Here is a 22,850-nt window from a genome sequence, read left to right on the forward strand (position 1 = left end):
GACTGCGCGATCAGGCTTTGTTGGCGACGTCTTGCTGGAGTCGCTCGATCAGGGCATCGACGGACATGACGCCCAGATCGACATTGCCCCGTGCCCGCACAGCCACGGTATTGGCATCCCGCTCTTTATCGCCAACCACAAGAATGTAGGGCAGTTTTTGGACGGAATGTTCACGTATTTTATAGGTTATTTTCTCGTTGCGCAAATCGGTCTGCACGCGGAACCCGCTCCGGCGCAGCTTTTCAGCCACTTGCGCCACATATTCGGCCTGCGCGTCGGAGATGTTCAGCACCGATACCTGCACCGGTGCCAGCCACGCCGGCAAGGCGCCCGCGTAGTTCTCGATCAGGATGCCGATGAAGCGCTCCATCGAGCCGACGATCGCACGGTGCAGCATGACCGGCACCTGGCGGCTGTTGTCGGCCGCCACGTATTCGGCGCCCAGGCGCTCCGGCATGAAAAAGTCGACCTGCATCGTGCCGACCTGCCATGGACGGCCCAGCGAATCCTTCAGATGGTACTCGATCTTCGGACCGTAGAACGCGCCCTCGCCCGGCAATTCGGTCCAGGTCACGCCGCAGGCGCGCAGCCCCGAACGCAGCGCGTCCTCGGCCTCGTCCCACACCTCGTCGGTGCCGATGCGGTTGTCCGGACGCAGCGCCAGCTTGACTTCGATGTTGTTGAAGTCGAAGTCCTTGTAGACTTCCATCGCCTGCGTGTGGAAGGCCACCACTTCCGGCTCGATCTGCTCTTCGGCGCAGAAGATGTGGCCATCATCCTGGGTGAAGCCGCGCACGCGCATGATGCCGTGCAGCGCGCCCGAAGGCTCGTTGCGGTGGCACTGGCCGAACTCGCCGTAGCGCAGCGGCAGGTCGCGGTATGAACGCATATTGCTGTTGAAGATCTGCACGTGGCCCGGGCAGTTCATCGGCTTCAGCGCGTAGGAGCGGTTTTCCGACTCCGTCACGAACATGTTTTCGCGGTAGTTGTCCCAGTGGCCGGTCTTGCCCCACAGGCTGGAGTCCAGGATCTGCGGCGCCTTCACTTCCTGGTAGCCGTTGACCTGGTACTTGTTGCGCATGTATTGCTCAACCTGCTGCCAGATGGTCCAGCCCTTCGGATGCCAGAACACCAGGCCTGGCGCCTCGTCCTGGAAGTGGAAGAAGTCCAGCTGCTTGCCCAGCTTGCGGTGGTCGCGCTTTTCCGCCTCTTCCAATTGGAACAGGTACTGCTCCTGGTCTTCCTTCTTGGTCCAGGCGGTGCCGTAGACACGCTGCAGCATTTCATTCTTGCTGTCGCCGCGCCAGTAGGCGCCGGCCAGCTTCATCAGCTTGAACACTTTCAGCTTGCCGGTCGATGGCACGTGCGGGCCGCGGCACAAGTCGGTGAAGCTGCCTTCGGTGTACAGCGACACATCCTGGTCGGCGGGAATCGACGAGATGATCTCGGCCTTGTAGGCTTCGCCGATGGACTTGAAGTAGGCGACGGCCTCGTCGCGCGGCAGCACCTTGCGGGTGACCGGCTCATCCCTCTTGGCCAGCTCGGCCATTTTCTTTTCGATGGCGACCAGGTCGTCGGGCGTGAACGGACGCTTGTACGAGAAGTCGTAGTAGAAACCGTTTTCGATGACCGGACCGATGGTCACTTGCGCGTCGGGGAACAGCTCCTTCACCGCGTAGGCCAGCAAGTGGGCGGTCGAGTGGCGGATCACGTCCAGGCCTTCAGGGTCCTTGTCGGTGATGATGGCCAGGTCGGAATCTTTCTCGATCAGGAAAGAGGTATCCACCACTTTGCCATCCACCTTGCCGGCCAGCGCGGCCTTGCCCAGACTGGTTGCAATGCTGGACGCCACTTGTGCAACGGTGACTGGGCCGTCAAATTCACGGGCAGAACCATCAGGAAGGCGAACTGAAAGCATAGTGATCTCCATTTTCGGCACACGGGCCAGGTAGTGGTACAACGAATAATAAAAAACGCGGACGAAAAAAAACGCGGACTAGCCGCGTTTTCTCTTTTTTTGAGCAAAAAGAATCCCGATCGACTAGCGTCACTCCCAAAGCTTGGTAGTAGTTCGCGGTGTCATAACCGGATTGCCTTTCTCGCTCTTACATGTTCTGGTGGGCGGTGCAGAATTCGAATCTGCGACCCCTTGGATGTCGACCAAGTATTCTAACCAGCTGAACTAACCGCCCGTGGTACTACTATTTTACTGCGCTTTTACTGCTTTGCTACGTAATCTGGTGGGCGGTGCAGAATTCGAATCTGCGACCCCTTGGATGTCGACCAAGTATTCTAACCAGCTGAACTAACCGCCCGAAGACCAGCATTATAGAGAGCGATCCGGAGAAAAACAAGGGCATTATTCGGAAACATTTACAAATTGCACTATGAGGATGCCATACGCGGGTCATCGACATCCTTTAAACTATGGGGGTTCTCACTACAACAAGAAGCCGATGCAAGCCGAAACCCGCGCCAACACTAGCGTAGAGCTGCCACCCTCCCCGTCCGCCCACCTGCACGAACACCGCGACGGCGACGCCCAACATGCGCACTTCAATGTGCAGCGCAGCCAATCGGTGCTGGCGTGGTCGCTGGCGCTGACCTTGGGATTCGCCGTGGTTGAAGTCGTGACCGGCTTCATGTCCAACTCGCTGGCGCTGATTTCCGACGCCGGCCACATGGTCACCGACGCCGCCGCGCTGGGCCTGGCCTTGCTGGCGCAGCTGATCGCCAAGCGTCCGCCGTCGGCGCGCCACTCGTTCGGCTTCGGCCGCGCCGAGGCGCTGGCGGCTTTCGTCAACAGCCTGGTGCTGTTGCTGCTGGTCGGCTGGATCGTGTTCGAGGCGGTGCAGCGCTTCTCCAAGCCGGAGCAGGTGCAAGGGGGCACCGTGTTCATCGTGGCCGGCATTGGCCTGCTGATCAATCTGGTGCTGGCCTACATGCTGTCGCGCGGCGACAGCAATATGAACACGCGCGCCGCGCTGGTCAACGTGATCGGCGATCTGCTGGGCTCGGTGGCCGCGCTGATCGCCGGCGCCGTCATCTACTACACCGGCTGGATGCAGATCGATCCGCTGCTGTCGATCTTTGTCGCGCTGCTGATTTTGAAATCCACCATCGACGTACTGCGCGAGTCGTATCACTTCCTGATGGGCGGCGTGCCGGAGCAGATCGACTATCTGAGTGTCGGCGCCGACCTGGGGAAGATAGACGGCGTCTGCTCGGTGCATGACCTGCATGTGTGGGACATGTCGCCAGGCCATCCAGCGCTGATCGGCCATGTCGAAGTCACCGACCTCGCCTGCTGGCCTGAGATCCTGCTCAACATCAAGTCCATGCTGCTGGAAAAGCATGGCATCGATCATATTACGCTGCAAGCGGAAGTCGCGTCGCCGGAGCAGGCGTAAGTCGGCTTGCAATGTGTACGCGCTTCCCTACACTGCTATCAGTGATATCACTCTATGAGGCATACCATGTCGCAAGCGGAAGCCAACGGACGCAGTGCGAAAGCCACATTCCCGAAGAGGCGCTCATTCAAGGAAGCGCTGGCCGAAATGCCTTACTTCGACGATGACGGACTCTTTAACATCAGACAGTCGCGGGGTTCATTGCTCTACAGCGATGAGAGATCCCAATACGATCGACAAGTAAATCGTAGCCATCCCATTGATACACATATTCAACCCGATCCTACATGCATAATTTTGAAAAACGTCGCGACCGATACAACGCCTTTGCCTCCTTTGAAAATCCGCTGGTCAATCTGAGCTTCGAACTGGAGGTGCCGGACTTCCGGCCTTTCTGCAAGGAACACAAGCTACCGCCGTTCCACGTCTTCCTGTATTGCGTGCTGAACTCGCTCAAGGAGAACGACAACTTCATGTACCGCGTCCACGAAGGCGAGGTCATCAAGATCGATGACTTCATGGCTTCGTACACGGTGCTTAATCGCGACAACAACCTGAACTTCGCGCGCTTCACGCGCTCGTCGGACCTGCACGAGTTCGTTGAGCGCAGCGTCGCGGCGAAGAAGATCGCCGAAGCCAGCGACGTGCTGGTCAACACCACCGAAGCGCTGAGCCCGCTCGACAAGAAGCGCAACGTCCACATCACGTGCATGCCGTGGCTGAAGCTGGTCGCGATCGAGCATCCGATTTACTGCCACAAGAATTACGACATCCCGTCATTGGCATGGGGCCGCTTCAGCGACCCGCGTGCCGACGGCAAGCTGACGATGACGATGTCGGTGCTGGCCCACCACGGCTTCGTCGACGGCTACCACATCCACCTGCTGGCTAAAGCTATCGAAGCACGCGTCGCGAAAATCATTGCTTAAACCCTGTGGGGTCAAGTCTGACATTCGGACACGAGCTCTTCAAAACCGGTGGGGTCAAGTCTGGCATTCGGACACGAGCTCTTCCGTAGCACGGCCGCTACGGAAGAGTTCGTGTCTGAATGTCAGACTTGACCCCGAAGTTGCAGCGGCCCGCTACGGCGGAGGCCGTGTCCGAATGTCAGACTTGACCCCAAAGTTTTTGGGCGGCGGCGGAGGCGCGGCCGGCTTGCGAACGGAGCAGGCCGAATTCGCGATACAGGCGCGGCTGTAGCTGCATGATGCGCAGTCCGCGCCGGTCTTCCGGCAATGCCGATTCGGGAATGATGGCCACACCTAGTCCTTCCCTGACCAGCACGGCGGCGCTGCCGAGGTCGCGCACCGTGACGCGGATATCGGTCAGCGTGACGCCGGCTTGTTCGGCCAGGCTCTGCGCATGCACCGTGCAGCCGCCGGTCGCCAGCACGAACGGCTCACCGGCCAACTCGGCCAACGTGATGCCCTGCTCGCTTGAGCGCCGCCCCAACCGATGATGGGTCGGCACCACCGCCACCCAGGCATCGCGGCCGATGATGACCGCCTCCCGTCCCGGCGCGGGATTCAGCACTACACCCAACTCGACCGTGTCGTCCGCCAGCCACTGCTCCACCTCGTCATCCGTGCCTTCCAGCGCCACAACGTCGATGCCGGGATGGCGGCGCTTGAACGCCTGCAGCAACGGCGGCAGCACGGTGGTCATCACGGATGGGAAGCCGGCCACCCGGATGCGGCCGGCATGCAAGCCTTGCGCGGCATGGGCAAGCGAACGGATCGCGTCGAACTCCACCAGCATCGCGCGGGCATGCGCGACGACCTGCTCCCCGAACGCGGTAACGCTGACTTCACGCCGCTCGCGTATCAACAACTGCGCGCCCAGCGAGACCTCCATCTGCGCGATCGCCTGGCTGGCGCCGGATTGAGTGATGCCGACCTGCTCCGCAGCCCGCGAGATGTTGCGTGTATCGGCGGCTGCAACCAGCAGGCGCCAATGGGCCAAATTCATCATTAGAAAACCTAATACCTAGATTATGGAGCATTAATTTTACAGCCAAGAGCCCGATGCCTACAGTGAAGCCTCATCTTTCTTATGGAATCCGATATGAAGCTATATTTCGCACCGCATACCTGCTCGTTCTCGCCGCACATCGTATTGCAGGAGCTGGGCCTGCCTTATGAGCTGGTACGCGTCGATAACCAGACCAAGCTGACCGCCGACGGCAGGGACTTCCGCAGCATCAACCCAAAAGGGTATGTCGCCGCGCTGGAATTGGAGAACGGAGATGTGCTAACCGAAGGCGTGGCCATCGTTCAATATCTGGCGGACCTGAAACCGTCTGCCGGACTGGCGCCGCCGCCAGGCAGCTGGCAGCGCGTGCGTTTGCAGGAGTGGCTGAATTTCATCGGCAGCGAAATCCACGCCGGCGTGGCGCCGCTGTTCAATCGCGAGATGCCGGAAGCCGCCACCGCCATCTTCCGCGACAAGCTGGAGAAGCGCATGACGTTCCTGCAGCACACGCTACAACAACAGGTCTATCTGATGGGCGATCAGTTCACTGTGGCCGATGCCTACCTGTACACGGTGCTGGGCTGGTTTGCCTTCTTCGATATCAGCCTGGACAACTGGCCTACCGTGGCGGCTTATTCAAACCGCATCGCAGCCCGCCCCTCGGTGCAGGCCGCGATGCAGGCCGAAGCCTAGGCGCGCCGCGCTTCCTGGACGCCGGTCACTTCGGCGATGGCGTTCAGGGCCTTCTGCAATTGCGCGGTGGCGCCAATCTCAGCCGTGAAGGTCATGCGCGCGAAGCCCTTGGCGCTTTGCGTGTTGACGCCGATGACGTTGATCTTCTCGCGCGAGAAGATCTCCGAAATATCGCGCAGCAGGCCCTGACGGTCACCCGCCAGGATGAAGATGTCGACCGGGTAGACGGTGTCCGATCCGGCCCGCCCCCACTCGGTCACGATCACCCGCTCCGGCGCCTTGGCGCGCATCTCGGCGAAGTTCTTGCACGTGGCGCGGTGGATCGACACGCCCTTGCCGCGCGTGACGAAGCCGACGATGCCATCCGGCGGCGCCGGCTTGCAGCACTTGGCCAGTTGCGTCATCAAGCCGTCTGTGCCGACCACCAGCACGCCCGACTTGGCGCCTTGGTCGACGCTGGACGCCTTGCTCTTGCCCAGCACTACGGCATCTTCCGGCTCGACCGGTTCGCCGGTGTCGTGCAGCGCCTGCTCGACGTGGCGCAGGCTGAATTCGTCCTTGCCCACCGACAGGAACAGATCGTCCACCTTGGCGAAGCCCAGCTTGTTTGCCAAGGCTTCCAGGTTGACCGCCGTCTTGCCTTCGCGTTGCAGGGATTTCTCCACCATCGCGCGGCCGTGCGACAGCGTTTCCTGCATGTCGATGGCGTGGAACCAGGCGCGGATCTTGGAACGCGTGCGCGTGGACACCGTGTATTCGTCGCTGAGCCAGTCGCGTGATGGCCCCGCCGTGCCGGGCGCGCCCTTGGCGGTGATGATCTCGCAGGTCTGGCCGTTCTTCAGCGGCGTGTTCAGCGGCACCATGACGCCGTCCACGCGCGCGCCGCGGCAACGATGGCCGACGTCGCTGTGCAGGTGGTAGGCGAAGTCCACCGGCGTGGCGCCGACCGGCAGTTCCAGCACGCGCGCCTGCGGCGTCAGCACGAAGATGCGGTCGTCCAGCGCGGCGGACTTGAGCTTCTCGACCCACTCGCGCTGCTGCTCTTCCTGCCCGACCACGGCGTCGGCGACGTCGGTCTTCCACGCCAGCAGCTGGCGCAGCCATGCGATTTTTTCATCGTACTTCTGGCCGGCGAAGTTGGAGCCGCCCTCTTCCTTGTAGCGCCAGTGCGCCGCCACGCCGTACTCGGCGAAGCTGTGCATCTCCTGCGTGCGGATCTGCACTTCCAGCGGACGGCCATCCTCGGCCGTCACCACCGTGTGCAGCGACTGGTAGCCGTTCGATTTCGGCCGCGAGATGTAGTCGTCGAATTCCTTCGGGATCGGGGTCCAGATATTGTGCACCACGCCCAGCACCGTGTAGCAGGTCTTGACGTCGGCCACGATCACGCGGAAGGCGCGCACGTCGTACAGGTCGGTGAAGTCGAGCTCCTTGCCCTTCATCTTGCTCCAGATGGAGTAGATGTGCTTGGGCCGCCCGAACACTTCGGCCCGGATGCCGGCCGCCGACATTTCCGATTGCAGCCGCGCGATCGACGAGGTGACGAAGCCTTCGCGCATCATGCGCTTTTCTTCGAGCATCTTGGCGATGCGCTTGTACGCCTCCGGCTCGATGAAGCGGAACGACAGGTCCTCCAGCTCCCACTTGAGCTGCCAGATCCCCAGCCGGTTGGCCAGCGGCGCGTACAGGTCCAGCGTTTCGCGGCCGTAGGCGCAGGTCATGTCGTTGAACAGCTTGATGTCGGCGAAGTAGCGCAAGGTCGTCACGCAGGACGCCAGCCGCACCAGCACCACGCGCATGTCCGAGGCCATAGCCAGCAGCATCTTGCGCAGCGTTTCGACCTGCGCCACCGCCATCTGCGCGGCGTTGCGGCCGCGCGCGACGGCGCCCTGCGGGCCCTGAGTCTGCGTCAGTTCGCGCAGGCGGATCAGCTGGCGCACGCCGGCCACCAGGTCGCTGACCTCCTGGCCGAAGCGCGGTTCGATGATGGGGGCCTGCGCCGTGTCGAGCAAAGTCAGCTCGAACATCAGGCCGGCGATGCGGGTCTCGACGTCGGTGCGCATGAAGGCCAGCGTGCCGGCCACGCCGACCGCGAAGTCGATGGCGGCCTGGCCGCTGGCGCAGACCTTGTCGCCGTAGGCGCCGCTGGCGAAGTCCAGCGCCGCCAGCATGCGCGCGCTGTCGTCCGGCGACAACCCTTGGACCAGTTGCTCCGACGTTGCGCTGGTGAGCGCGGTGATGGAAACCATGATGCCCCTAGCGCTGCGCGGCGACGACGATGATCTCCACGCGCCATGCCGGATCGGCCAGCTTCGCTTCCACGGTGGCGCGCGGCGGCGTGTGGCCGCTCGGCACCCAGGCGTCCCACTCCTCGTTCATGCCGGCGAAGTCGGCCAGGTCGGCGATGTAGATGGTGGTGCTGAGGATGCAGGTCTTGTCGCTGCCGGCTTCGGCCAGCAGGCGGTCGATGTGGCCCAGTACTTCGCGGGTCTGGCCGCGGATGTCCTGTGTCTTGTCGTCGGCGATCTGGCCCGCCAGATACACGGTGCCATTGTGGATTGCCACTTCGGACAAGCGTTTGCCTACATGCAGTCGTTTAATTTCCATACTTTTTTCTTCTTTACATTAACCCAACAGGAATTGCTTGACGATGGCGATCTGGTCGTCGTGAATAAAGGTCGGCGCGTGGCCGACGTTCGGGATTTCCACCAGCGCCGGTTTGGGGCCGCGCTGCACCATCAGCGCCGCGGTCTCGGCGGTCAGCAGGTCGGACTCGGCGCCGCGCACCAGCAGCGTCGGGCAGCGGATCGCGTCGTAGGCCGCCCACAGCATCGCCTCGTCGGCCGCGGCCGATTCCGGCGTGGCCGAGCGGAATGGCAAGGCCAGCCCCATATCGTAGTGGCGTATCCACTTGCCGTCCTTGTCCTGGCGCAGCACGTCGCTCGCCAGTTTATGCCATTCGGCCTCGGTGTGCTGGCCGAAGGTCAAGGAGACGTCGCGGATGAACTTGGCGGCCTCGTCGAAAGTGTCGAAGCGCAGGTCCTGGCCGATGTAGTCGCCGATGCGCTGCAGCGCCACCGGGGCCAGCACCGGGCCGATGTCGTTGAGGATCAGCTTGCGCACCGGGTTGTCCGGCAGCGAGGCCAGGCCCAGGCCGATCAGGCCGCCCATCGAGGTGCCGAACCAGTCGACGGTCGATTGCTCGCCGGCCGGCAGCACGCGCGCCAGCAGGGTGACGATGTCGCTGACATATTGCGGAATACGGTACAGCTGCGGATTTTTCAGCCAGCCGGAGCGGCCGCGGCCGACGATGTCCGGGCAGATCACGCGGTAGTCGTTGGCCAGCGCGCGCGCCATGTTGTCGAAGTCGTCGCCGACGCGGGTGACGCCGTGCACACACAGCAGCACGTTCGGGTTGTTCTCATCGCCCCATTCCTTGTACGACATGCGGTGCAAACCAGCCAGAGACAGACATTGAACAGACTTTATTTTTGCTTCGAACATGCGACTTCCTTGGTGGTTTTTATAGTGATTTGTGCAATGCTGTTTAGAAATACCATTTTACCGGGCGTTACGCTTAAAATCCTACCGAAGTGTAGCGCAGCACGACTTTAATCTCCAACCCCACTGAGGACACTATGGCAAACAAGACTTTGAGCGGCAAGACGGCATTGGTGACCGGCTCCACCTCCGGCATCGGCCTGGGCATTGCCCGCACCCTGGCGGCGGAAGGCGCCAACGTGCTGCTGAACGGCTTCGGCGACGCCGCCGAGATCGCCCAGCTGCAGATCGACCTGGCGAAGGAATTCGACGTCCAGGTGGCGTACCATAATGCCGACATGTCCAAGCCGGCCGAGATCGAAAACATGATCGCCTTCGCCGGCGACAAGTTCGGCGGCGTCGACATCCTGGTCAACAACGCCGGCATCCAGCACGTGGCCAACGTCGAGGACTTCCCGGTCGAGAAGTGGGACGCCATCATCGCCATCAATTTGACCTCGGCCTTCCACACCTCGCGCCTGGTGCTGCCGCGCATGCGCGCCAACAACTGGGGGCGCATCATCAACCTGGCCTCCACGCACGGACTGGTGGCGTCGGCCGGCAAGTCGGCCTATGTCGCCGCCAAGCACGGGCTGATCGGGCTGACCAAGGCCAGCGCGCTGGAGACCGCCACCACCGGCGTGACCGTCAATGCGATCTGCCCCGGCTTCGTGCTGACGCCACTGGTGCAGAAGCAGGTCGACGCCCGCGCCGCCAAGGACAGCATCAGCAACGAGGACGCCAAGAAGGCGCTGCTGGCCGACAAGCAGCCGTCCGGCGAGTTCGTCACGCCGGAGGAGCTGGGCGCGCTGGCCGTATTCCTGTGCAGCGACGCGGCCAAGCAAGTCCGCGGCGTGGCATGGAATATGGACGGCGGCTGGGTAGCCCAGTAATCTTGCATAAGGGATATCACTGTTGTGAATGCGGTTAACCACAATGGTGATGTCTCTTATTTTGTCGGATGATGAACTCCTCACAAGAACGCGAGGAGACCCCGTGAAAAAGCCGTTTTATAAAGTTCTATACGTCCAGGTATTGTTCGCCATCGCATGCGGCATCCTGCTAGGCGCTTTCTATCCATCCGACGCGGTCGCCATGAAACCGCTCGGCGACGGCTTTATCAAATTGATCAAGATGATCATCGCTCCGGTGATCTTCTGCACCGTGGTCTCCGGCATCGCCGGCATGCAGGACATCAAGAAAATCGGCCGCGTCGGCGGCAAGGCGCTGTTGTATTTCGAGGTCATCTCCACCTTCGCGCTGGTGATCGGCCTGTTCGTCGCCAACATCGTGCGTCCAGGCGCCGGCTTCAACGCCGACCCTGCCACGCTCGACACCAAGGCCATCGCCGAATTCACCGAGAAAGCCAAGCACCAGTCGACCATCGACTTCGTGATGAACATCATCCCGAACACCGTGGTGGACGCCTTCGCCAAGGGCGACATCCTGCAGGTGCTGCTGATCGCCATCCTGTTCGGCTTCTCGCTGTCGCTGCTGGGTGAGCGTGGCAAGCCGGTCACCAAGCTGATCGACGACCTGTCGTCGGCCATCTTCGGCGTGGTCGGCATCGTCATGAAGGTCGCCCCGCTGGGCGCGTTCGGCGCGATGGCCTTCACCATCGGCAAATACGGCATCGCCTCCCTCAAGCCGCTGGCCACGCTGATGGGCTGCTTCTACCTGACCTGCGGCCTGTTCGTGGTGGTGGTGCTGGGCACCGTGGCACGCCTGACCGGCTTCTCGATCTTCAAGTTCATCAACTACATCAAGGAAGAACTGCTGATCGTGCTGGGCACCAGCTCGTCGGAAAGCGCCCTGCCTTCGCTGATGACCAAGCTGGAACGCCTGGGCTGCTCCAAGTCCGTGGTGGGCCTGGTGGTTCCGACCGGCTACTCGTTCAACCTGGACGGCACCAACATCTATATGACCATGGCGGCCCTGTTCGTGGCGCAGGCCACCAACACCGACCTGACCTTGACGCAGGAACTGACCATCCTCGGCGTGGCGATGCTGACTTCGAAAGGCGCGTCCGGCATCACCGGCGCCGGCTTCATCACGCTGGCGGCGACGCTGGCTGTGGTGCCGACCATTCCGGTGGCCGGCATGGCGCTGATCCTGGGCATCGACCGCTTCATGAGCGAATGCCGCGCGCTGACCAACTTCGTCGGCAACGGCGTCGCATCGGTGGTGGTGTCGCACTGGGAGAAAGAGCTGAACCACGACACGCTGCACAAGGAGCTGAACAATCCTGGCTCGACCGTGACCGACCCGGACCTGCAACCGCTGACCCGCCACGCGCACTGATCAGCCTTTGCCCGGCCAACGCCCCGCACGCTGCATGACGGCCTGCGGGGCGTTTTTCGTATATATTCCGGGCATGACTACCTCATCCAACTACGCCGCCGCCCTCGCGCTGTGGCTGGCCGCCGCCGGCTGCGCCGCCGAACCCGCTCCCAAGATCGACGCGGTGTACCTGGCCGCGCGCCACATTGGCTACGCCGGCACGCTGGTCGGCGCCAAGCGTGTCGAGGACCGCGAGGGCGAACACCTTCTGGTGTTGAGCCGCAAGGCCGGCCGCTCGCAGATGGCCAATTCCAGCAGCGACGAAGACTACCTCGAACTGGCCGCCACCTACTACGGCCGCAAGGATAACCGCTGGGTGACCGAGTGGACGGTGCGCGACTCGGTCGACTGCCCGATCCTGGACCACGTGGCGGAATTCTTCCCTTCCGCCGTGCGCATCACCGACCTGAACCACGACGGCCGCAGCGAAGTCACCATACCATATCGATTGTTTTGCAGCGGCGGCGTGGACTACTCGACCGTCAAGGTGATCCTGCGCGAAGGCGCGACCAAGCTGGCCATACGCGGCGAGCTGGAATTCCACGACACCGGACCCGCGCTGCAAGGCAAGCGCCAATACGACGCCGCCCTGCTGCAACCAATCAACGCTGCCTACAAAAAACATATGGACGCTGTCTGGAAAACCGTGGTGTACCACCACGATTAACGCCGGGTTTGTCTAGCGGCTCAGCACCTGGGCCGCGTAGCTGCCCAGCATGAACCAGCCCAGCAACGGCGGCAGTTTGCGGGCCAGCGACCACAAGGCCATCGTCACCGGATCGTTCCTCAAGTTGTAGCAGCGACGGGCCCAGCGATAGGCGGGATGGGTGGCCGGCACCAGCGGCACGCCCTCCCACAGATATTTCGCCAGCATGGCCAGCACGACGGCCGCCACCGGCAACGAATACCGCAGCGGGATCGCCGTCAGGCCGATCAACGCGAACATCGCTCCCAGCAGACTCGCCGCCAGCGTCAGGCGACGGTTCACTTCGCGGTGTTCGGGGGCGGCGCGCCCCGCAGGCAGCAGCACCCGCCGCATCCCTACCATGGTCAGTGCGGCCAGCCCCAACAGCCACCCAGGCGCCCCCAGACCGGTGCCGGATGCGGCTGGCGCCTCGCCAGCCACGCGCTCGCCCGGAGCGTCGGTATAAAGCCGATAGCCCACCATCTCACGCGCCTTCTTCAAGTGGGCGGCGTAATTGCCCATGTCGCCAGGATCGACGTGATCGCTCAGCGCGCGGTAGTTCGCCGTGATACGCACGCTCTTTCCATCGGCGGCCGGCGCCACCTCGTAGGAGAACTCGAAGGCCGCATCGTGCACCTCGGCTTTCTCGCTTTTCAAATTCCAGCGCTCGGGCAGGCGCACCTCGGTCACTTCGCTGATGTTGTTCGGATATTCCAGCCGCAGCGGCGCGTTGCGGCCGATCGCATCCGGCGCCTTCAACGGCCCCGTGACGTCCGATGCCTCGATATTGGCCTCCAGCCGGCCGCGCTTTCCGCTGCGTTCCCAGAAACCCGCGATGCGGTAGGACTCCACCAGCGTCAGCGCGTTGGCGGGCGCATTGTCCTGCACCTTCAGCTCGCCGTCGGCGCGGATGCCGGCATAGCTGCGCGCGTAAAAATTCTGGTACTGCGTGACCAGTTCGGCCTTGTTGCTGACCAGCTGGTCGCGCAGGCTGTCGGCGCCGCGCCCCTCGAATGTGGTGGTCACCGTGTAGCCGACCGGCTGCGCGAGGCCGGCGCTGGCGTCGAACAGCGCGTGCACGGTTTTGCGCGGCGCGGCACGGCCCGCCATCGGCGACAAGCCTGCGGCGCCCGGCTCCAGCACCAGCGCATAGCCGTAGTCCGGCTGATACAAGTGCTCCAGGTCGCCTTGCTGCAGCGACCGCGTCGGGTCCAGCCAGTACAGCTTGCCGCCCGTGCGCACCCGCACCAGCACGTGGTTGAAAGCGGTCGGCGTCGGCGCCCAGGTCGCCACCTCGCGCGCGATGGCGGTGTTAACCAGCGCCGGCGCGGCGTCGATGCCCAGCGCGTCCAGCATCGTCACCATCAGCAGCGCCTTGTCCTTGCAGTCGCCAAAGCGGCGCTGGAACACCGTGGACGGCGCGGTCGGCGCATGCGATCCGGGCCCGACCTCGATGCCCAGGTAGCGGATGTCGCGCTGCACCAGCTTGAGCACCTCGGCCACGCGGCCGGCAGGGTCCGCATGTTCACTGGCGATCCGCTCGCCCTCGCGGCGCAGCGCCTCGCTCATGTCGCGCTGCGGCCGGTACAACGGCAGGGCCCATCGCACCACCTCGGCCCAGTCGCGGAACTCGGTCCACTGCACCGACGCGTAGGGGTCGTACCACTCGGGCGCGCCGCTGTCGACGCGCAACTCCGGCACGTTGTGCTGTTCCCAGCGGTAGTCGCGGTAATCGTCCGCTTCCAGCAACTGCGGCTTCAGCTTGCTGTGGCGCGGCGCGATCCAGACCGGACGGCTGGATGGCACCAGCAGCCGCACGAAGGCGTGCTCCACCGGCACCGCCCACTCGAGGTCAGCCTTGCCCGTCACCTTGTTCTGGAACACCGGGTTGCTGCCGTCCACGCTGTACGCGTATTCAACGATGTCGCCGATGCGGACGTCGTCCAGCATGACGCTGGCGGTCATGCTGCCGTCGTAGATCTGGGAATCCAGTTCGGTCTCGCGCTGCAATACGTGCACCTTGGCGCTGGCCAGCCGGAGCGTCAGCTTGCCGTCGCGGATCACGTTGATCGCATGCAGCGTCAAGCTCTGGTAGGTGGGATCAAAAGTGATGCTGATCGAGGCGACCTTCTCCACTCCGCTGCTGTCGAGCGCCCGCTTGGCCACGTGCAAATACGTCACCTTTCCGCGCTGGTCGACGCGGGTCTGGTAGTCCTGCAGCAGATAGGCCACGCCGCCGCGCGGAGGCAGCGGCGTCGCGGCCGGCGGGTGCAGCGGCGATACCGGCACCACCCATGGCGCGGCGGCGCCGGTCTTGTAGTCGTCCGGCTTGGCCCAGGCCGGGACGCAGAACACACAGGCCAGGAAATACAGTACCGCACATCGGATCGATTTCATTGAGAAATAAGATAGTTATTTTTCTAACAGTCTATCCACTGAATTTCTCAAATGCAAGTTTGTGACGGCCGGCGGGCATAAAAAAAGGCACGCCGAAGCGTGCCTTGCTGTGTGCCGGAGGCGCTTAGACGGCCGACATGTCCAGCGGCACCCCGGTGGCGGCCTGGATCTGATCCTTGGTGACGCCGGGCGCCAGTTCGGTCAGCTTCAAGCCCTTGGCCGTCACCTCCATCACGCCGAGATCGGTCACGATCAGGTCCACCACGCCGACGCCGGTCAGCGGCAAGTCGCATTTCTTCAGCAGCTTGTGCGAGGTCGAACCGTCCTTGGCGGTGGCGACGTGCTCCATCAGCACCACCACGCGCTTGACGCCGGCCACCAGGTCCATCGCGCCACCCATGCCCTTGACCATTTTGCCCGGGATCATCCAGTTAGCCAGGTCGCCCTGCTCCGACACCTGCATCGCGCCCAGGATCGCCAGGTTGATCTTGCCGCCCCGGATCATGCCGAACGAGTCAGCCGAGCTGAAGTAGGCCGCGCCCGGCAGCGCCGTCACGGTCTGCTTGCCGGCGTTGATCAGGTCGGCGTCGACCTCGTCGTCGGTCGGGAACGGGCCGATGCCCAGCAAGCCGTTTTCCGATTGCAGGAACACTTCCATGCCCGCCGGGACGTAATTCGCCACCAAGGTCGGCAAGCCGATGCCGAGGTTGACGTAGTAACCGTCCTGCAATTCCTTCGCCGCGCGCGCGGCCATTTCGTCACGAGTCCATGCCATGATATTTGCTCTCCGATATTCTTAGTTGGCGCGCACGGTGCGCTGCTCGATGCGTTTTTCCGGCGTGGCGTTGACCACGATGCGGTGCACGAAAATGCTCGGCAGGTGCACTGCGTCCGGGTCGATCTCGCCGATTTCCACCAGCTGCTCGACTTCGACGATGGTGACCTTGCCGGCCATCGCGGCGTTCGGGTTGAAGTTGCGGGCGGTCTTGCGGAACACCAGGTTGCCGGCCTTGTCGGCCTTCCAGGCCTTGACCAGCGCCACGTCGGCCACCAGGCTGCGTTCCATCACGTACTGCTCGCCGTCGAATTCGCGGATTTCCTTGCCCTCGGCGACGATGGTGCCGACGCCGGTCTTGGTGAAGAAGGCCGGAATACCGGCGCCGCCGGCGCGCAGCTTCTCGGCCAGCGTGCCTTGCGGCGTGAATTCCAGCTCCAGCTCGCCGGCCAGGTACTGGCGCGCGAACTCCTTGTTTTCACCCACGTAGGAGGCGATCATCTTTTTGATCTGCCGGGTTTCCAGCAACTGGCCGAGGCCGAAGCCGTCCACGCCGGCGTTGTTGGAGATCGCGGTCAATCCCGTGACGCCGGAATCGCGCAGCGCGGCGATCAGCGCCTCAGGGATGCCGCACAGTCCGAACCCGCCGACGGCGATGGTTTGACCGTTTTGTACGACGCCGGCCAGCGCTGCGGCGGCGTCAGGATAGATCTTGTTCATGGGTGTCCCTTATCTTATTTGCTCAACACGTGTTGCTAAATACGTTGCTAACATTGTTAAATGCGCTAGCGACGAGGCGTCTCAGCATAGAATACGCACATCAAAAGCACAATACCGTAGAACTACCTGCCGCCCCCACACATGAACAAAGCTCCGGTCATCGACTACGAATCCATTTTCCTGCACGCGCCGGTCGGCATGTGCATCTCGGAGAACCGCGTCATCCAGTCCTGCAACGAGGCGCTGGCGGCGATGTTCGGCTATCCCCGCACGCAACTGCAGGGCTTGTCCTTCGTGGTGCTGTATCCGACCATGGACGAGTTCCTGCGCACCGGCGACCGCATCATTCCCATCATGAACGCCAAGGGCCGCTATTCGGACGAGCGCATCATGCGCCGCGCGAACGGCGAGCTGTTCTGGTGCCACGTCACCGGCCATTCGATGAAGGCGTCCGAGCCGCTGGGGCCCGGCATCTGGACCTTCGAGGACGTCAGCGAAAAACGTCCGGTGACGGCCGAGCTGACGCCGCGCGAGCGGGAAATCGCCGCCCTGCTGGTCGAAGGCAAGACCAGCAAGACCATCGCCCGCCAGATCGACCTCAGCCCGCGCACGGTGGAAATGCACCGCGCCAAGCTGATGCGCAAATTCTCGGCCGCCACCTCGTCGGAGCTGGTCCACAAGCTGGTCGGCCTGCAGCTCTGATTACGTCGCGGTCATGCCGTCGTCTGCCGAGATGATGGCGCCGTTGATGAAGTTGGAGTCCTCCCCGGCCAGCAGCAACAGCAGCCCGTCCAGATCCTCCGGCGTGCCCGGGCGCTTGCGCGGCAGCATGTTGATCAGCTTCTGCCCCTGCTCGCTGGCGAAGTACTCCTCGTTGATCTCGGTCGAGATATAGCCGGGGCAGATGGCGTTGGTGTTGATGCCGTACTTGCCCCACTCCACCGCCATGGCCTTGGTCATCTGCACCACGCCGGCCTTGCTCATGCAATACACGCCGATCTGCGGCAGCACCCGCAACCCCGCCACCGAGGCGATGTTGATGATGCGGTGCTTCTTGGTCGGGTCGCCCTTGGCGCGCGCGATCATGCGCTTGGCGGTCTGCTGGGCAACGAAGAAGGCGCCGCGCAGGTTGGTGTCCATGACGAAGGCATAGTCCTCCGGCGTCACGTCGACCAGCCGCTGCGTGGTCGACACGCCCGAGTTGTTGACCAGGATGTCGATCGGCCCGGCCTCGGTCTCGGCATGGGCGATGGCCGACTTGATGCTGGCGTAGTCGGTCACGTCCAGGCTGACCACATGGGCGGCGCCGCCGTCCGCCTCGATTTCGGCGCGCAGCTCCTTCAGGCGCTCGGTGCGGCGCGAGGCCAGCACCACCTGGGCGCCGGCCTGGGCCAGCACTTTGGCAAACCGGGCTCCGAGACCGCTGGAGGCGCCGGTGATCAGCGCAATTTTTCCCTCAAAGTTGACTTCTATGCCCACGAGCTACTCCTAGTATTTGGTAATGGTGATGAATTTCCGACAGCGTAGACTGTCGAATCGTTATGATTACACAAATCGCCAGTATTAGATTGCAGTGTCTAATAATGTCCCTCAAAATGGCGCCCACATTGCAATCCGGACGAAAAAGAAGCACACTCGTGCTTAAATTTTCCTCCACCTCATAGACCACGATAAGAACAGACCATGACACAGCCACAAAATCTAGTAGAACAGTACGGCCCGCGCGACGCGATGGAGTATGACGTCGTGATCGTCGGCGGCGGCCCTGCGGGCTTGTCGGCGGCCATCAAGATCAAGCAGCTGGCCGCCGAAAAAGGCCAGGAAGTGTCGGTCGTCGTGCTGGAAAAAGGCGGCGAACTGGGCGCCCACATCCTGTCCGGCGCCGTGATGGACCCGAAGGCGCTGACCGAACTGATCCCCGACTGGAAGGAAAAAGGCGCGCCGCTGAACACCGCCGTCACCGAAGACCGCGTGCTGTTCCTGACCGAAACCAAGGCCATCAAGACCCCGAACTTCCTGCTGCCGGCCTGCTTCGAGAACCACGGCAACTACGTGATTTCGCTGGGTAACGTCGTGCGCTGGCTGGGCCAGCAGGCCGAGGCGCTGGGCGTGGAGATCTTCCCCGGCTTCCCCGCCGCCGAGATCCTGTACAACGACGACGGCTCGGTCAAGGGCGTCGCCACCGGCAACATGGGCGTCAAGCGCGACGGCGAAGCCGGCTCGGACTTCCAGCTGGGCATGGAATTGCACGGCAAGTACACGCTGTTCGCCGAGGGCGCGCGCGGCCACCTGGGCAAGCAGCTGATGGCCAAGTACGACCTGAACAAGGGCAAGGACCCGCAATCGTACGGCATCGGCATCAAGGAACTGTGGGAAATCGACCCGGCCAAGCACCAGCCGGGCCTGGTGGTGCACACCACCGGCTGGCCGCTCGACAGCAAGACCTACGGCGGCTCCTTCCTGTACCACCTGGAAAACAACCAGGTCATGGTCGGCTACGTGGTCGGCCTGAACTACGAGAACCCCTACCTGTCGCCGTACGAGGAATTCCAGCGCTACAAGACCCACCCGGCCATCAAGACCTTCTTCGAAGGCGGCAAGCGCATTTCCTACGGCGCCCGCGCGATCACCGCCGGCGGCCTGCAGTCGCTGCCGAAGCTGGTGTTCCCGGGCGGCGCGCTGATCGGCTGCGACGCCGGCTTCCTCAATATGAGCCGCATCAAGGGCAGCCACGCCGCCATCAAGTCCGGCATGCTGGCCGCCGAGTCCGTGTTCGAGGCGCTGGGCGCCAGCCGCCAGCACGACGAGCTGGCCTCCTACCCGGTCGCGTTCGAGAAATCCTGGCTGCACGAGGAACTGCACGTGGCGCGCAACGTCAAGCCATGGCTGAACAAGGGGCTGTACCTGGGCTCGCTGATGACCGGCATCGACCAGCTGGTGTTCCGCGGCAAGGCGCCGTGGACGCTGCACCACACCCACGCCGACCACGAATGCCTGAAACCGGCCTCGCAATGCACGCCGATCAGCTATCCGAAGCCGGACGGCAAGCTGACCTTCGACCGCCTGTCGTCGGTGTTCATTTCCAACACCAACCACGCCGAAGACCAGCCGATCCACCTGACCTTGAAGAACCCGAGCGTGCCGGTGGACGTCAACCTGGCCCAGTACGCCGGTCCGGAGGCGCGCTACTGCCCGGCCGGCGTGTATGAGTTCGTCAAGACCGACGAGGGCGCGGACCGCCTGCAGATCAACGCCCAGAACTGCGTGCACTGCAAGACCTGCGATATCAAGGATCCAACCCAGAACATCGTCTGGATAACGCCGGAAGGCGGCGGCGGCCCGAACTATCCGAATATGTAAGCCAAAAAAGCAACAATGCTGAAGCAGCGCGTCCTTGGTGGCGCGCTGTTTTTTTATTCCGGGAACGATTTATTGCACCTCCCCCGGCAAAACCGTCTCATAATCGAGCGGTGGAGGACCGGCGCGGCAGGCCGCAACAGCGCTAATTCAGCCTTCATGGAAAAATATTTTAGAAATTTCCGCAAAGCATTTAATGTCCTTCCAGATACGGTCGTCTTGTACTTGGGAGAGCACAAAGGATCCGTTGCTCCGAACTGAATCCACCTACCAGGAGTTATTTCATGCTGAGCCTTCACACTAACGCTGCGGCCCTTTCCGCACAGAACTCGATCTCCCGCACCCAGATGTCCCTGTCGACTTCGCAGACCCGCCTGAGCACCGGTTTCCGTGTCAATTCGGCCATGGACGATGCTGCCGGCCTGCAGATTGCAACCCGTCTGAAAGCACAATCGAGCGGTATGGCCATGGCCATGCGCAACACCCAGAACTCGATCTCGATGCTGCAAACCGCCGAAGGCGCGTTTGACGAAGTCACCACCATGCTGACCCGCATGAAAGATCTGGCCACCCAGGCAGCCGATGCCTCGTCGACCGCAAAAGACCAGGCTGCTCTGCAGTCCGAGTTCGACGCGCTGGGTAGCGAACTGAACAACGTAATGAAAAACACCACCTTCGGCGGCGCCAAGCTGCTGGACGGCGGCACCATCTCTTCGGCCATGACCTTCCAGATCGGCGCCACCAAGAGCGAAACCATGTCGATCGACCTGTCGGCCGCGATGACCACCCTGACCGGCACCGGCCTGGCCAACGTTTCCGCTCGCTACGCAGCAGGCGGCTCGGCAGTCGGCACCGAGATCTCGGACGGCACCGACGGTACCGCCTCGGCCAGCAACGCAGCCGGCCAGACCGCGGCCAACAACGCCATCGACACCATCACCACCGCCATCGACCAGGTCGGCGGCATCCGTTCGTCGCTGGGTGCAGCCGCTAACCGTCTGGACCACGTGTACAACAACTTGTCGAACATTTCGACCAACACCAAAGCTGCAACTGGCCGTATCATGGACACCGACTTCGCTTCGGAATCGTCGAACATGACCTCCAACCAGATGCTGCTGCAAGCTGGTACCGCCATGCTGAAGCAGTCGAACAGCACGTCGTCCCTGGTTATGTCCTTGCTGCAGTAATCGTAGCGCCCTCCTGATCTGCTCGCAGGTCGGGAACACAAGGAGCCAACCGGAAGTTCGGTTGGCTTTTTTTTCACCGTTTTTTTTCGAGAGCAAGCCTGATGGCTTTAGACCGCATCGGACCCACAACGCGCCCGCTGGGCATCCCGGACCGGCAGTCCACGCAGCCGGGACCGGTCGCGCGCGCGCCCGGCGCCACGCCGCTGGACGTGGACTATCCGGTCGGCCCACTGGCGCCCGAAGGTCCCGGCGCGGTCGGCGTGCTGCTCGACGGCCCCGAGGGCCTGCCGCTGCCGCAGTCCGGCGTCGAGGCGCTGGCGGCCGCGCTGGCCGAGGTGCCGAACGCCGGCGATCCGGCCGCGATGCGCCCCAATCAGGTCTTTTTATCGCGCCAGCTGGTCTGGCAGCCGCCCGACACCCAGATGATGGCCGCCTCGTGGCAGGTCATGGTGCGCACCTACGCCGAACAGCGCGCCGCCTGGCTGGAACAGGCCAGCGGCCAGCACATGCCGTCCAGCCTGTTCATGGCCGACCACACGCCGGCCGCCATGCGCGAAGGCCGCCCCGGCCTGCCGCTGGTGACCGAAATGGAACCATGGCGCTTCGCCGTCTACGCCTGGGGCGCCGAGCGCCTGGTGCTGAAGGTGATCGTCAAGGAGGACGAGGAGCAGGACCGCACCAACCGCCGCCGCCGCCCGCGCGTGGCGCTGCGGCTGGAATTGATGCTGCCCGGCGTGGGCCGGGTGGTGATCCAGATGGAGCCGGCCACCGGCAACGGCGTGGCGCTGGAGGTGGGCGCGGCCCAGACCTCGGCCATGCAGCACATGCGCGAAATGCTGCCGCAGCTGGCGGCCACCGTCAGCCGCTGCGGCCTGACGATCTTGCGCTGCCGCCTGCGGCGCGAGCTGCCGACCATCAGCGGCGAGCACACCCACCCTACCCGCGCCCACACGGCGGCGCTCACGCAAGCCATCTTCAAGGCCATGGCGGAACTGGCCGTGTTGCTGTCGCAGCCGCTGCCGCCGGACGACCTGCTGTCCGAATCGGCCTGAGCGCCACGGCATAAAAAAACCCGCCGGGCGCTGGCGCCGGGCGGGCTGATACGGCGGTCGCGGCCTAGCGCTGGCGGCGGCGGGCCACCGCGCCCACGGCCAGCAGGCCCAGCATCATCATCGCGTAGGTCGACGGTTCCGGCACGGCGCTGACGTAGCCGATGGTGAAGCTGCCGGAATCCCACTGGCTATCGGCCTGGCCAGGGCCCAGGTCCTTGAAGCTCTCGCTGAATTCGAGGTGCAGCTTGCCGTCGGCGGCGACCTTGAAGGACAGGCCCAGGTCGGTCAGGTTGGCGCTGCCCTGCTGGTGCTCGCTGCCCGCCCCGTTGGTGCCGCTGGCGGTGAACACCACGCCGTCGCCGACGCTGGGCATGAACGATACCTGCATATCCGACAGCCAGCTTGGATCGTGGGCGGTGATGTCGAAGTTCCAGCTGACGCTGGTGACCTGCGCCAGCGCCCCCAGGTTCAGGTCGATCACGGTATTGCCGGGCGTCCCCGCCACGTCGTAGCTCTGGATCCCGGCGACATTGACCACCTGGTGCTGCTCCGCCGCGCCGGCGATTCCGGCGCCGGCAACGGCAACGACAAACATCAGGGCGCGCACAAATTTCAGATTTTTCATTTTCTGCTCTCTCGGTAGGTGACTGCGGTTGGTGACAATCAAAAGATAGCATGCTTGTCAAAAAAGCAGTGCACGAATGGCAACAACTATCGAAA

The 22,850-nt window shown here is 63.1% G+C and carries 21 protein-coding genes and 2 tRNA genes; 11 read left to right on the top strand and 12 right to left on the bottom strand.

All coding sequences use genetic code 11. From position 1 onward, the window contains the following. Positions 1–10 precede the first annotated feature (10 nt). From thrS to ACUJB0_RS04570, 3 genes are all read right to left on the bottom strand, one after another. On the bottom strand, positions 11–1,918 hold the full coding sequence (gene thrS / locus ACUJB0_RS04560; protein WP_444844192.1) for a threonine--tRNA ligase: 1,908 nt from the start codon (positions 1,916–1,918) through the stop codon (positions 11–13). Positions 1,919–2,115: 197 nt separating this feature from the next. Beyond that, positions 2,116–2,192, bottom strand: a tRNA-Val gene (locus tag ACUJB0_RS04565). Between the two features lie 46 nt (positions 2,193–2,238). Continuing rightward, a tRNA-Val gene (locus ACUJB0_RS04570) sits at positions 2,239–2,315 on the bottom strand. A 141-nt stretch (positions 2,316–2,456) separates the two neighbouring features. On the opposite strand from ACUJB0_RS04570, the gene ACUJB0_RS04575 reads away from it, so the two are divergent. Beyond that, on the top strand, positions 2,457–3,410 hold the full coding sequence (locus ACUJB0_RS04575) for a cation diffusion facilitator family transporter (protein ID WP_444844193.1): 954 nt from the start codon (positions 2,457–2,459) through the stop codon (positions 3,408–3,410). A gap of 287 nt (positions 3,411–3,697) precedes the next feature. Then, entirely contained in the window at positions 3,698–4,339 is a 642-nt protein-coding gene (locus tag ACUJB0_RS04580) for a CatA-like O-acetyltransferase (protein ID WP_444844194.1), read from the top strand. A gap of 178 nt (positions 4,340–4,517) precedes the next feature. Here ACUJB0_RS04580 and ACUJB0_RS04585 read toward each other — a convergent pair whose 3' ends face one another. Next, complete coding sequence (locus tag ACUJB0_RS04585; protein ID WP_444844195.1) at positions 4,518–5,381, bottom strand: LysR family transcriptional regulator; 864 nt, start codon at positions 5,379–5,381, stop codon at positions 4,518–4,520. Between the two features lie 93 nt (positions 5,382–5,474). On the opposite strand from ACUJB0_RS04585, the gene gstA reads away from it, so the two are divergent. Continuing rightward, positions 5,475–6,074, top strand: coding sequence for a glutathione transferase GstA (gene gstA, locus ACUJB0_RS04590; RefSeq protein WP_444844196.1), 600 nt, complete (start codon positions 5,475–5,477; stop codon positions 6,072–6,074). Here gstA and ACUJB0_RS04595 read toward each other — a convergent pair. The 3 genes from ACUJB0_RS04595 to ACUJB0_RS04605 are packed head-to-tail and all read right to left on the bottom strand — an operon-like array spanning position 6,071 to position 9,578. After that, positions 6,071–8,323, bottom strand: a complete 2,253-nt coding sequence (locus tag ACUJB0_RS04595; protein ID WP_444844197.1) for a RelA/SpoT family protein — start codon at positions 8,321–8,323, stop codon at positions 6,071–6,073. The two genes, gstA and ACUJB0_RS04595, sit on opposite strands and share 4 nt — an antisense overlap. 7 nt (positions 8,324–8,330) lie before the next feature. Continuing rightward, positions 8,331–8,681: a RidA family protein gene (locus tag ACUJB0_RS04600; protein WP_161085797.1), complete on the bottom strand. Its 351-nt coding sequence runs from the start codon at positions 8,679–8,681 to the stop codon at positions 8,331–8,333. Positions 8,682–8,699: 18 nt separating this feature from the next. Beyond that, positions 8,700–9,578, bottom strand: coding sequence for an alpha/beta fold hydrolase (locus ACUJB0_RS04605; RefSeq protein ID WP_444844198.1), 879 nt, complete (start codon positions 9,576–9,578; stop codon positions 8,700–8,702). A gap of 134 nt (positions 9,579–9,712) precedes the next feature. Between ACUJB0_RS04605 and ACUJB0_RS04610 the strand changes: the two genes are divergently transcribed. The 3 genes from ACUJB0_RS04610 to ACUJB0_RS04620 all read left to right on the top strand — a co-directional run bounded on the left by ACUJB0_RS04610 (position 9,713) and on the right by ACUJB0_RS04620 (position 12,621). Continuing rightward, positions 9,713–10,507 carry a 3-hydroxybutyrate dehydrogenase gene (locus ACUJB0_RS04610; protein ID WP_444844199.1) on the top strand — a complete coding sequence of 265 codons (795 nt, stop codon included), beginning with the start codon at positions 9,713–9,715 and terminating at the stop codon, positions 10,505–10,507. 49 nt (positions 10,508–10,556) lie between these two features. Beyond that, the gene (locus tag ACUJB0_RS04615) at positions 10,557–11,915 is read left to right on the top strand and encodes a dicarboxylate/amino acid:cation symporter (RefSeq protein ID WP_175001261.1); all 1,359 of its coding nucleotides are present in this window, start codon (positions 10,557–10,559) and stop codon (positions 11,913–11,915) included. Between the two features lie 73 nt (positions 11,916–11,988). Continuing rightward, the gene (locus ACUJB0_RS04620) at positions 11,989–12,621 is read left to right on the top strand and encodes a M949_RS01915 family surface polysaccharide biosynthesis protein (RefSeq protein ID WP_444844200.1); all 633 of its coding nucleotides are present in this window, start codon (positions 11,989–11,991) and stop codon (positions 12,619–12,621) included. A gap of 12 nt (positions 12,622–12,633) precedes the next feature. Here ACUJB0_RS04620 and ACUJB0_RS04625 read toward each other — a convergent pair whose 3' ends face one another. The 3 genes from ACUJB0_RS04625 to ACUJB0_RS04635 all read right to left on the bottom strand — a co-directional run bounded on the left by ACUJB0_RS04625 (position 12,634) and on the right by ACUJB0_RS04635 (position 16,531). After that, positions 12,634–15,036, bottom strand: a complete 2,403-nt coding sequence (locus tag ACUJB0_RS04625; RefSeq protein WP_444844201.1) for a DUF3857 domain-containing protein — start codon at positions 15,034–15,036, stop codon at positions 12,634–12,636. A 124-nt stretch (positions 15,037–15,160) separates the two neighbouring features. Then, positions 15,161–15,811 carry a CoA transferase subunit B gene (locus ACUJB0_RS04630; RefSeq protein ID WP_161091501.1) on the bottom strand — a complete coding sequence of 217 codons (651 nt, stop codon included), beginning with the start codon at positions 15,809–15,811 and terminating at the stop codon, positions 15,161–15,163. 21 nt (positions 15,812–15,832) lie between these two features. After that, positions 15,833–16,531, bottom strand: coding sequence for a CoA transferase subunit A (locus tag ACUJB0_RS04635; RefSeq protein WP_176360930.1), 699 nt, complete (start codon positions 16,529–16,531; stop codon positions 15,833–15,835). Positions 16,532–16,672: 141 nt separating this feature from the next. On the opposite strand from ACUJB0_RS04635, the gene ACUJB0_RS04640 reads away from it, so the two are divergent. Further along, positions 16,673–17,233 carry a LuxR C-terminal-related transcriptional regulator gene (locus ACUJB0_RS04640; RefSeq protein WP_444844202.1) on the top strand — a complete coding sequence of 187 codons (561 nt, stop codon included), beginning with the start codon at positions 16,673–16,675 and terminating at the stop codon, positions 17,231–17,233. On the opposite strand, the gene ACUJB0_RS04645 is transcribed toward ACUJB0_RS04640, so the two are convergent. Continuing rightward, positions 17,234–18,010 carry an SDR family oxidoreductase gene (locus ACUJB0_RS04645; protein WP_444844203.1) on the bottom strand — a complete coding sequence of 259 codons (777 nt, stop codon included), beginning with the start codon at positions 18,008–18,010 and terminating at the stop codon, positions 17,234–17,236. 252 nt (positions 18,011–18,262) lie between these two features. Here ACUJB0_RS04645 and ACUJB0_RS04650 point away from each other — a divergent pair, with 252 nt between their 5' ends. From ACUJB0_RS04650 to ACUJB0_RS04665, 4 genes are all read left to right on the top strand, one after another. Beyond that, positions 18,263–19,891 (top strand): electron transfer flavoprotein-ubiquinone oxidoreductase, encoded by a 1,629-nt coding sequence (locus tag ACUJB0_RS04650; protein ID WP_161091504.1) that lies wholly within the window; start codon positions 18,263–18,265, stop codon positions 19,889–19,891. 15 nt (positions 19,892–19,906) lie between these two features. Then, positions 19,907–20,149 carry a hypothetical protein gene (locus tag ACUJB0_RS04655; protein WP_444844204.1) on the top strand — a complete coding sequence of 81 codons (243 nt, stop codon included), beginning with the start codon at positions 19,907–19,909 and terminating at the stop codon, positions 20,147–20,149. Positions 20,150–20,172: 23 nt separating this feature from the next. Next, on the top strand, positions 20,173–21,078 hold the full coding sequence (locus tag ACUJB0_RS04660; RefSeq protein WP_444844205.1) for a flagellin N-terminal helical domain-containing protein: 906 nt from the start codon (positions 20,173–20,175) through the stop codon (positions 21,076–21,078). 101 nt (positions 21,079–21,179) lie between these two features. Next, entirely contained in the window at positions 21,180–22,130 is a 951-nt protein-coding gene (locus ACUJB0_RS04665) for a hypothetical protein (RefSeq protein ID WP_444844206.1), read from the top strand. Positions 22,131–22,194: 64 nt separating this feature from the next. Here the strand turns inward: ACUJB0_RS04665 and ACUJB0_RS04670 are convergent, their stop codons facing one another. Further along, positions 22,195–22,755, bottom strand: coding sequence for a PEP-CTERM sorting domain-containing protein (locus tag ACUJB0_RS04670; protein WP_444844207.1), 561 nt, complete (start codon positions 22,753–22,755; stop codon positions 22,195–22,197). Positions 22,756–22,850: the final 95 nt, after the last annotated feature.

The organism is Duganella caerulea, from assembly GCF_040362985.1.
Taxonomy (GTDB): domain Bacteria; phylum Pseudomonadota; class Gammaproteobacteria; order Burkholderiales; family Burkholderiaceae_D; genus Rugamonas; species Rugamonas vulcania.

Coding starts and splice junctions, on each gene's coding strand:
- thrS (WP_444844192.1), bottom strand. CDS start 1,918: ATGCTTTCAGTTCGCCTTCCTGATGGTTCTGCCCGTGAATTTGACGGC.
- ACUJB0_RS04575 (WP_444844193.1), top strand. CDS start 2,457: ATGCAAGCCGAAACCCGCGCCAACACTAGCGTAGAGCTGCCACCCTCC.
- ACUJB0_RS04580 (WP_444844194.1), top strand. CDS start 3,698: ATGCATAATTTTGAAAAACGTCGCGACCGATACAACGCCTTTGCCTCC.
- ACUJB0_RS04585 (WP_444844195.1), bottom strand. CDS start 5,381: ATGATGAATTTGGCCCATTGGCGCCTGCTGGTTGCAGCCGCCGATACA.
- gstA (WP_444844196.1), top strand. CDS start 5,475: ATGAAGCTATATTTCGCACCGCATACCTGCTCGTTCTCGCCGCACATC.
- ACUJB0_RS04595 (WP_444844197.1), bottom strand. CDS start 8,323: ATGGTTTCCATCACCGCGCTCACCAGCGCAACGTCGGAGCAACTGGTC.
- ACUJB0_RS04600 (WP_161085797.1), bottom strand. CDS start 8,681: ATGGAAATTAAACGACTGCATGTAGGCAAACGCTTGTCCGAAGTGGCA.
- ACUJB0_RS04605 (WP_444844198.1), bottom strand. CDS start 9,578: ATGTTCGAAGCAAAAATAAAGTCTGTTCAATGTCTGTCTCTGGCTGGT.
- ACUJB0_RS04610 (WP_444844199.1), top strand. CDS start 9,713: ATGGCAAACAAGACTTTGAGCGGCAAGACGGCATTGGTGACCGGCTCC.
- ACUJB0_RS04615 (WP_175001261.1), top strand. CDS start 10,557: ATGTCTCTTATTTTGTCGGATGATGAACTCCTCACAAGAACGCGAGGA.
- ACUJB0_RS04620 (WP_444844200.1), top strand. CDS start 11,989: ATGACTACCTCATCCAACTACGCCGCCGCCCTCGCGCTGTGGCTGGCC.
- ACUJB0_RS04625 (WP_444844201.1), bottom strand. CDS start 15,036: ATGAAATCGATCCGATGTGCGGTACTGTATTTCCTGGCCTGTGTGTTC.
- ACUJB0_RS04630 (WP_161091501.1), bottom strand. CDS start 15,811: ATGGCATGGACTCGTGACGAAATGGCCGCGCGCGCGGCGAAGGAATTG.
- ACUJB0_RS04635 (WP_176360930.1), bottom strand. CDS start 16,531: ATGAACAAGATCTATCCTGACGCCGCCGCAGCGCTGGCCGGCGTCGTA.
- ACUJB0_RS04640 (WP_444844202.1), top strand. CDS start 16,673: ATGAACAAAGCTCCGGTCATCGACTACGAATCCATTTTCCTGCACGCG.
- ACUJB0_RS04650 (WP_161091504.1), top strand. CDS start 18,263: ATGGAGTATGACGTCGTGATCGTCGGCGGCGGCCCTGCGGGCTTGTCG.
- ACUJB0_RS04655 (WP_444844204.1), top strand. CDS start 19,907: ATGCTGAAGCAGCGCGTCCTTGGTGGCGCGCTGTTTTTTTATTCCGGG.
- ACUJB0_RS04660 (WP_444844205.1), top strand. CDS start 20,173: ATGCTGAGCCTTCACACTAACGCTGCGGCCCTTTCCGCACAGAACTCG.
- ACUJB0_RS04665 (WP_444844206.1), top strand. CDS start 21,180: ATGGCTTTAGACCGCATCGGACCCACAACGCGCCCGCTGGGCATCCCG.
- ACUJB0_RS04670 (WP_444844207.1), bottom strand. CDS start 22,755: ATGAAAAATCTGAAATTTGTGCGCGCCCTGATGTTTGTCGTTGCCGTT.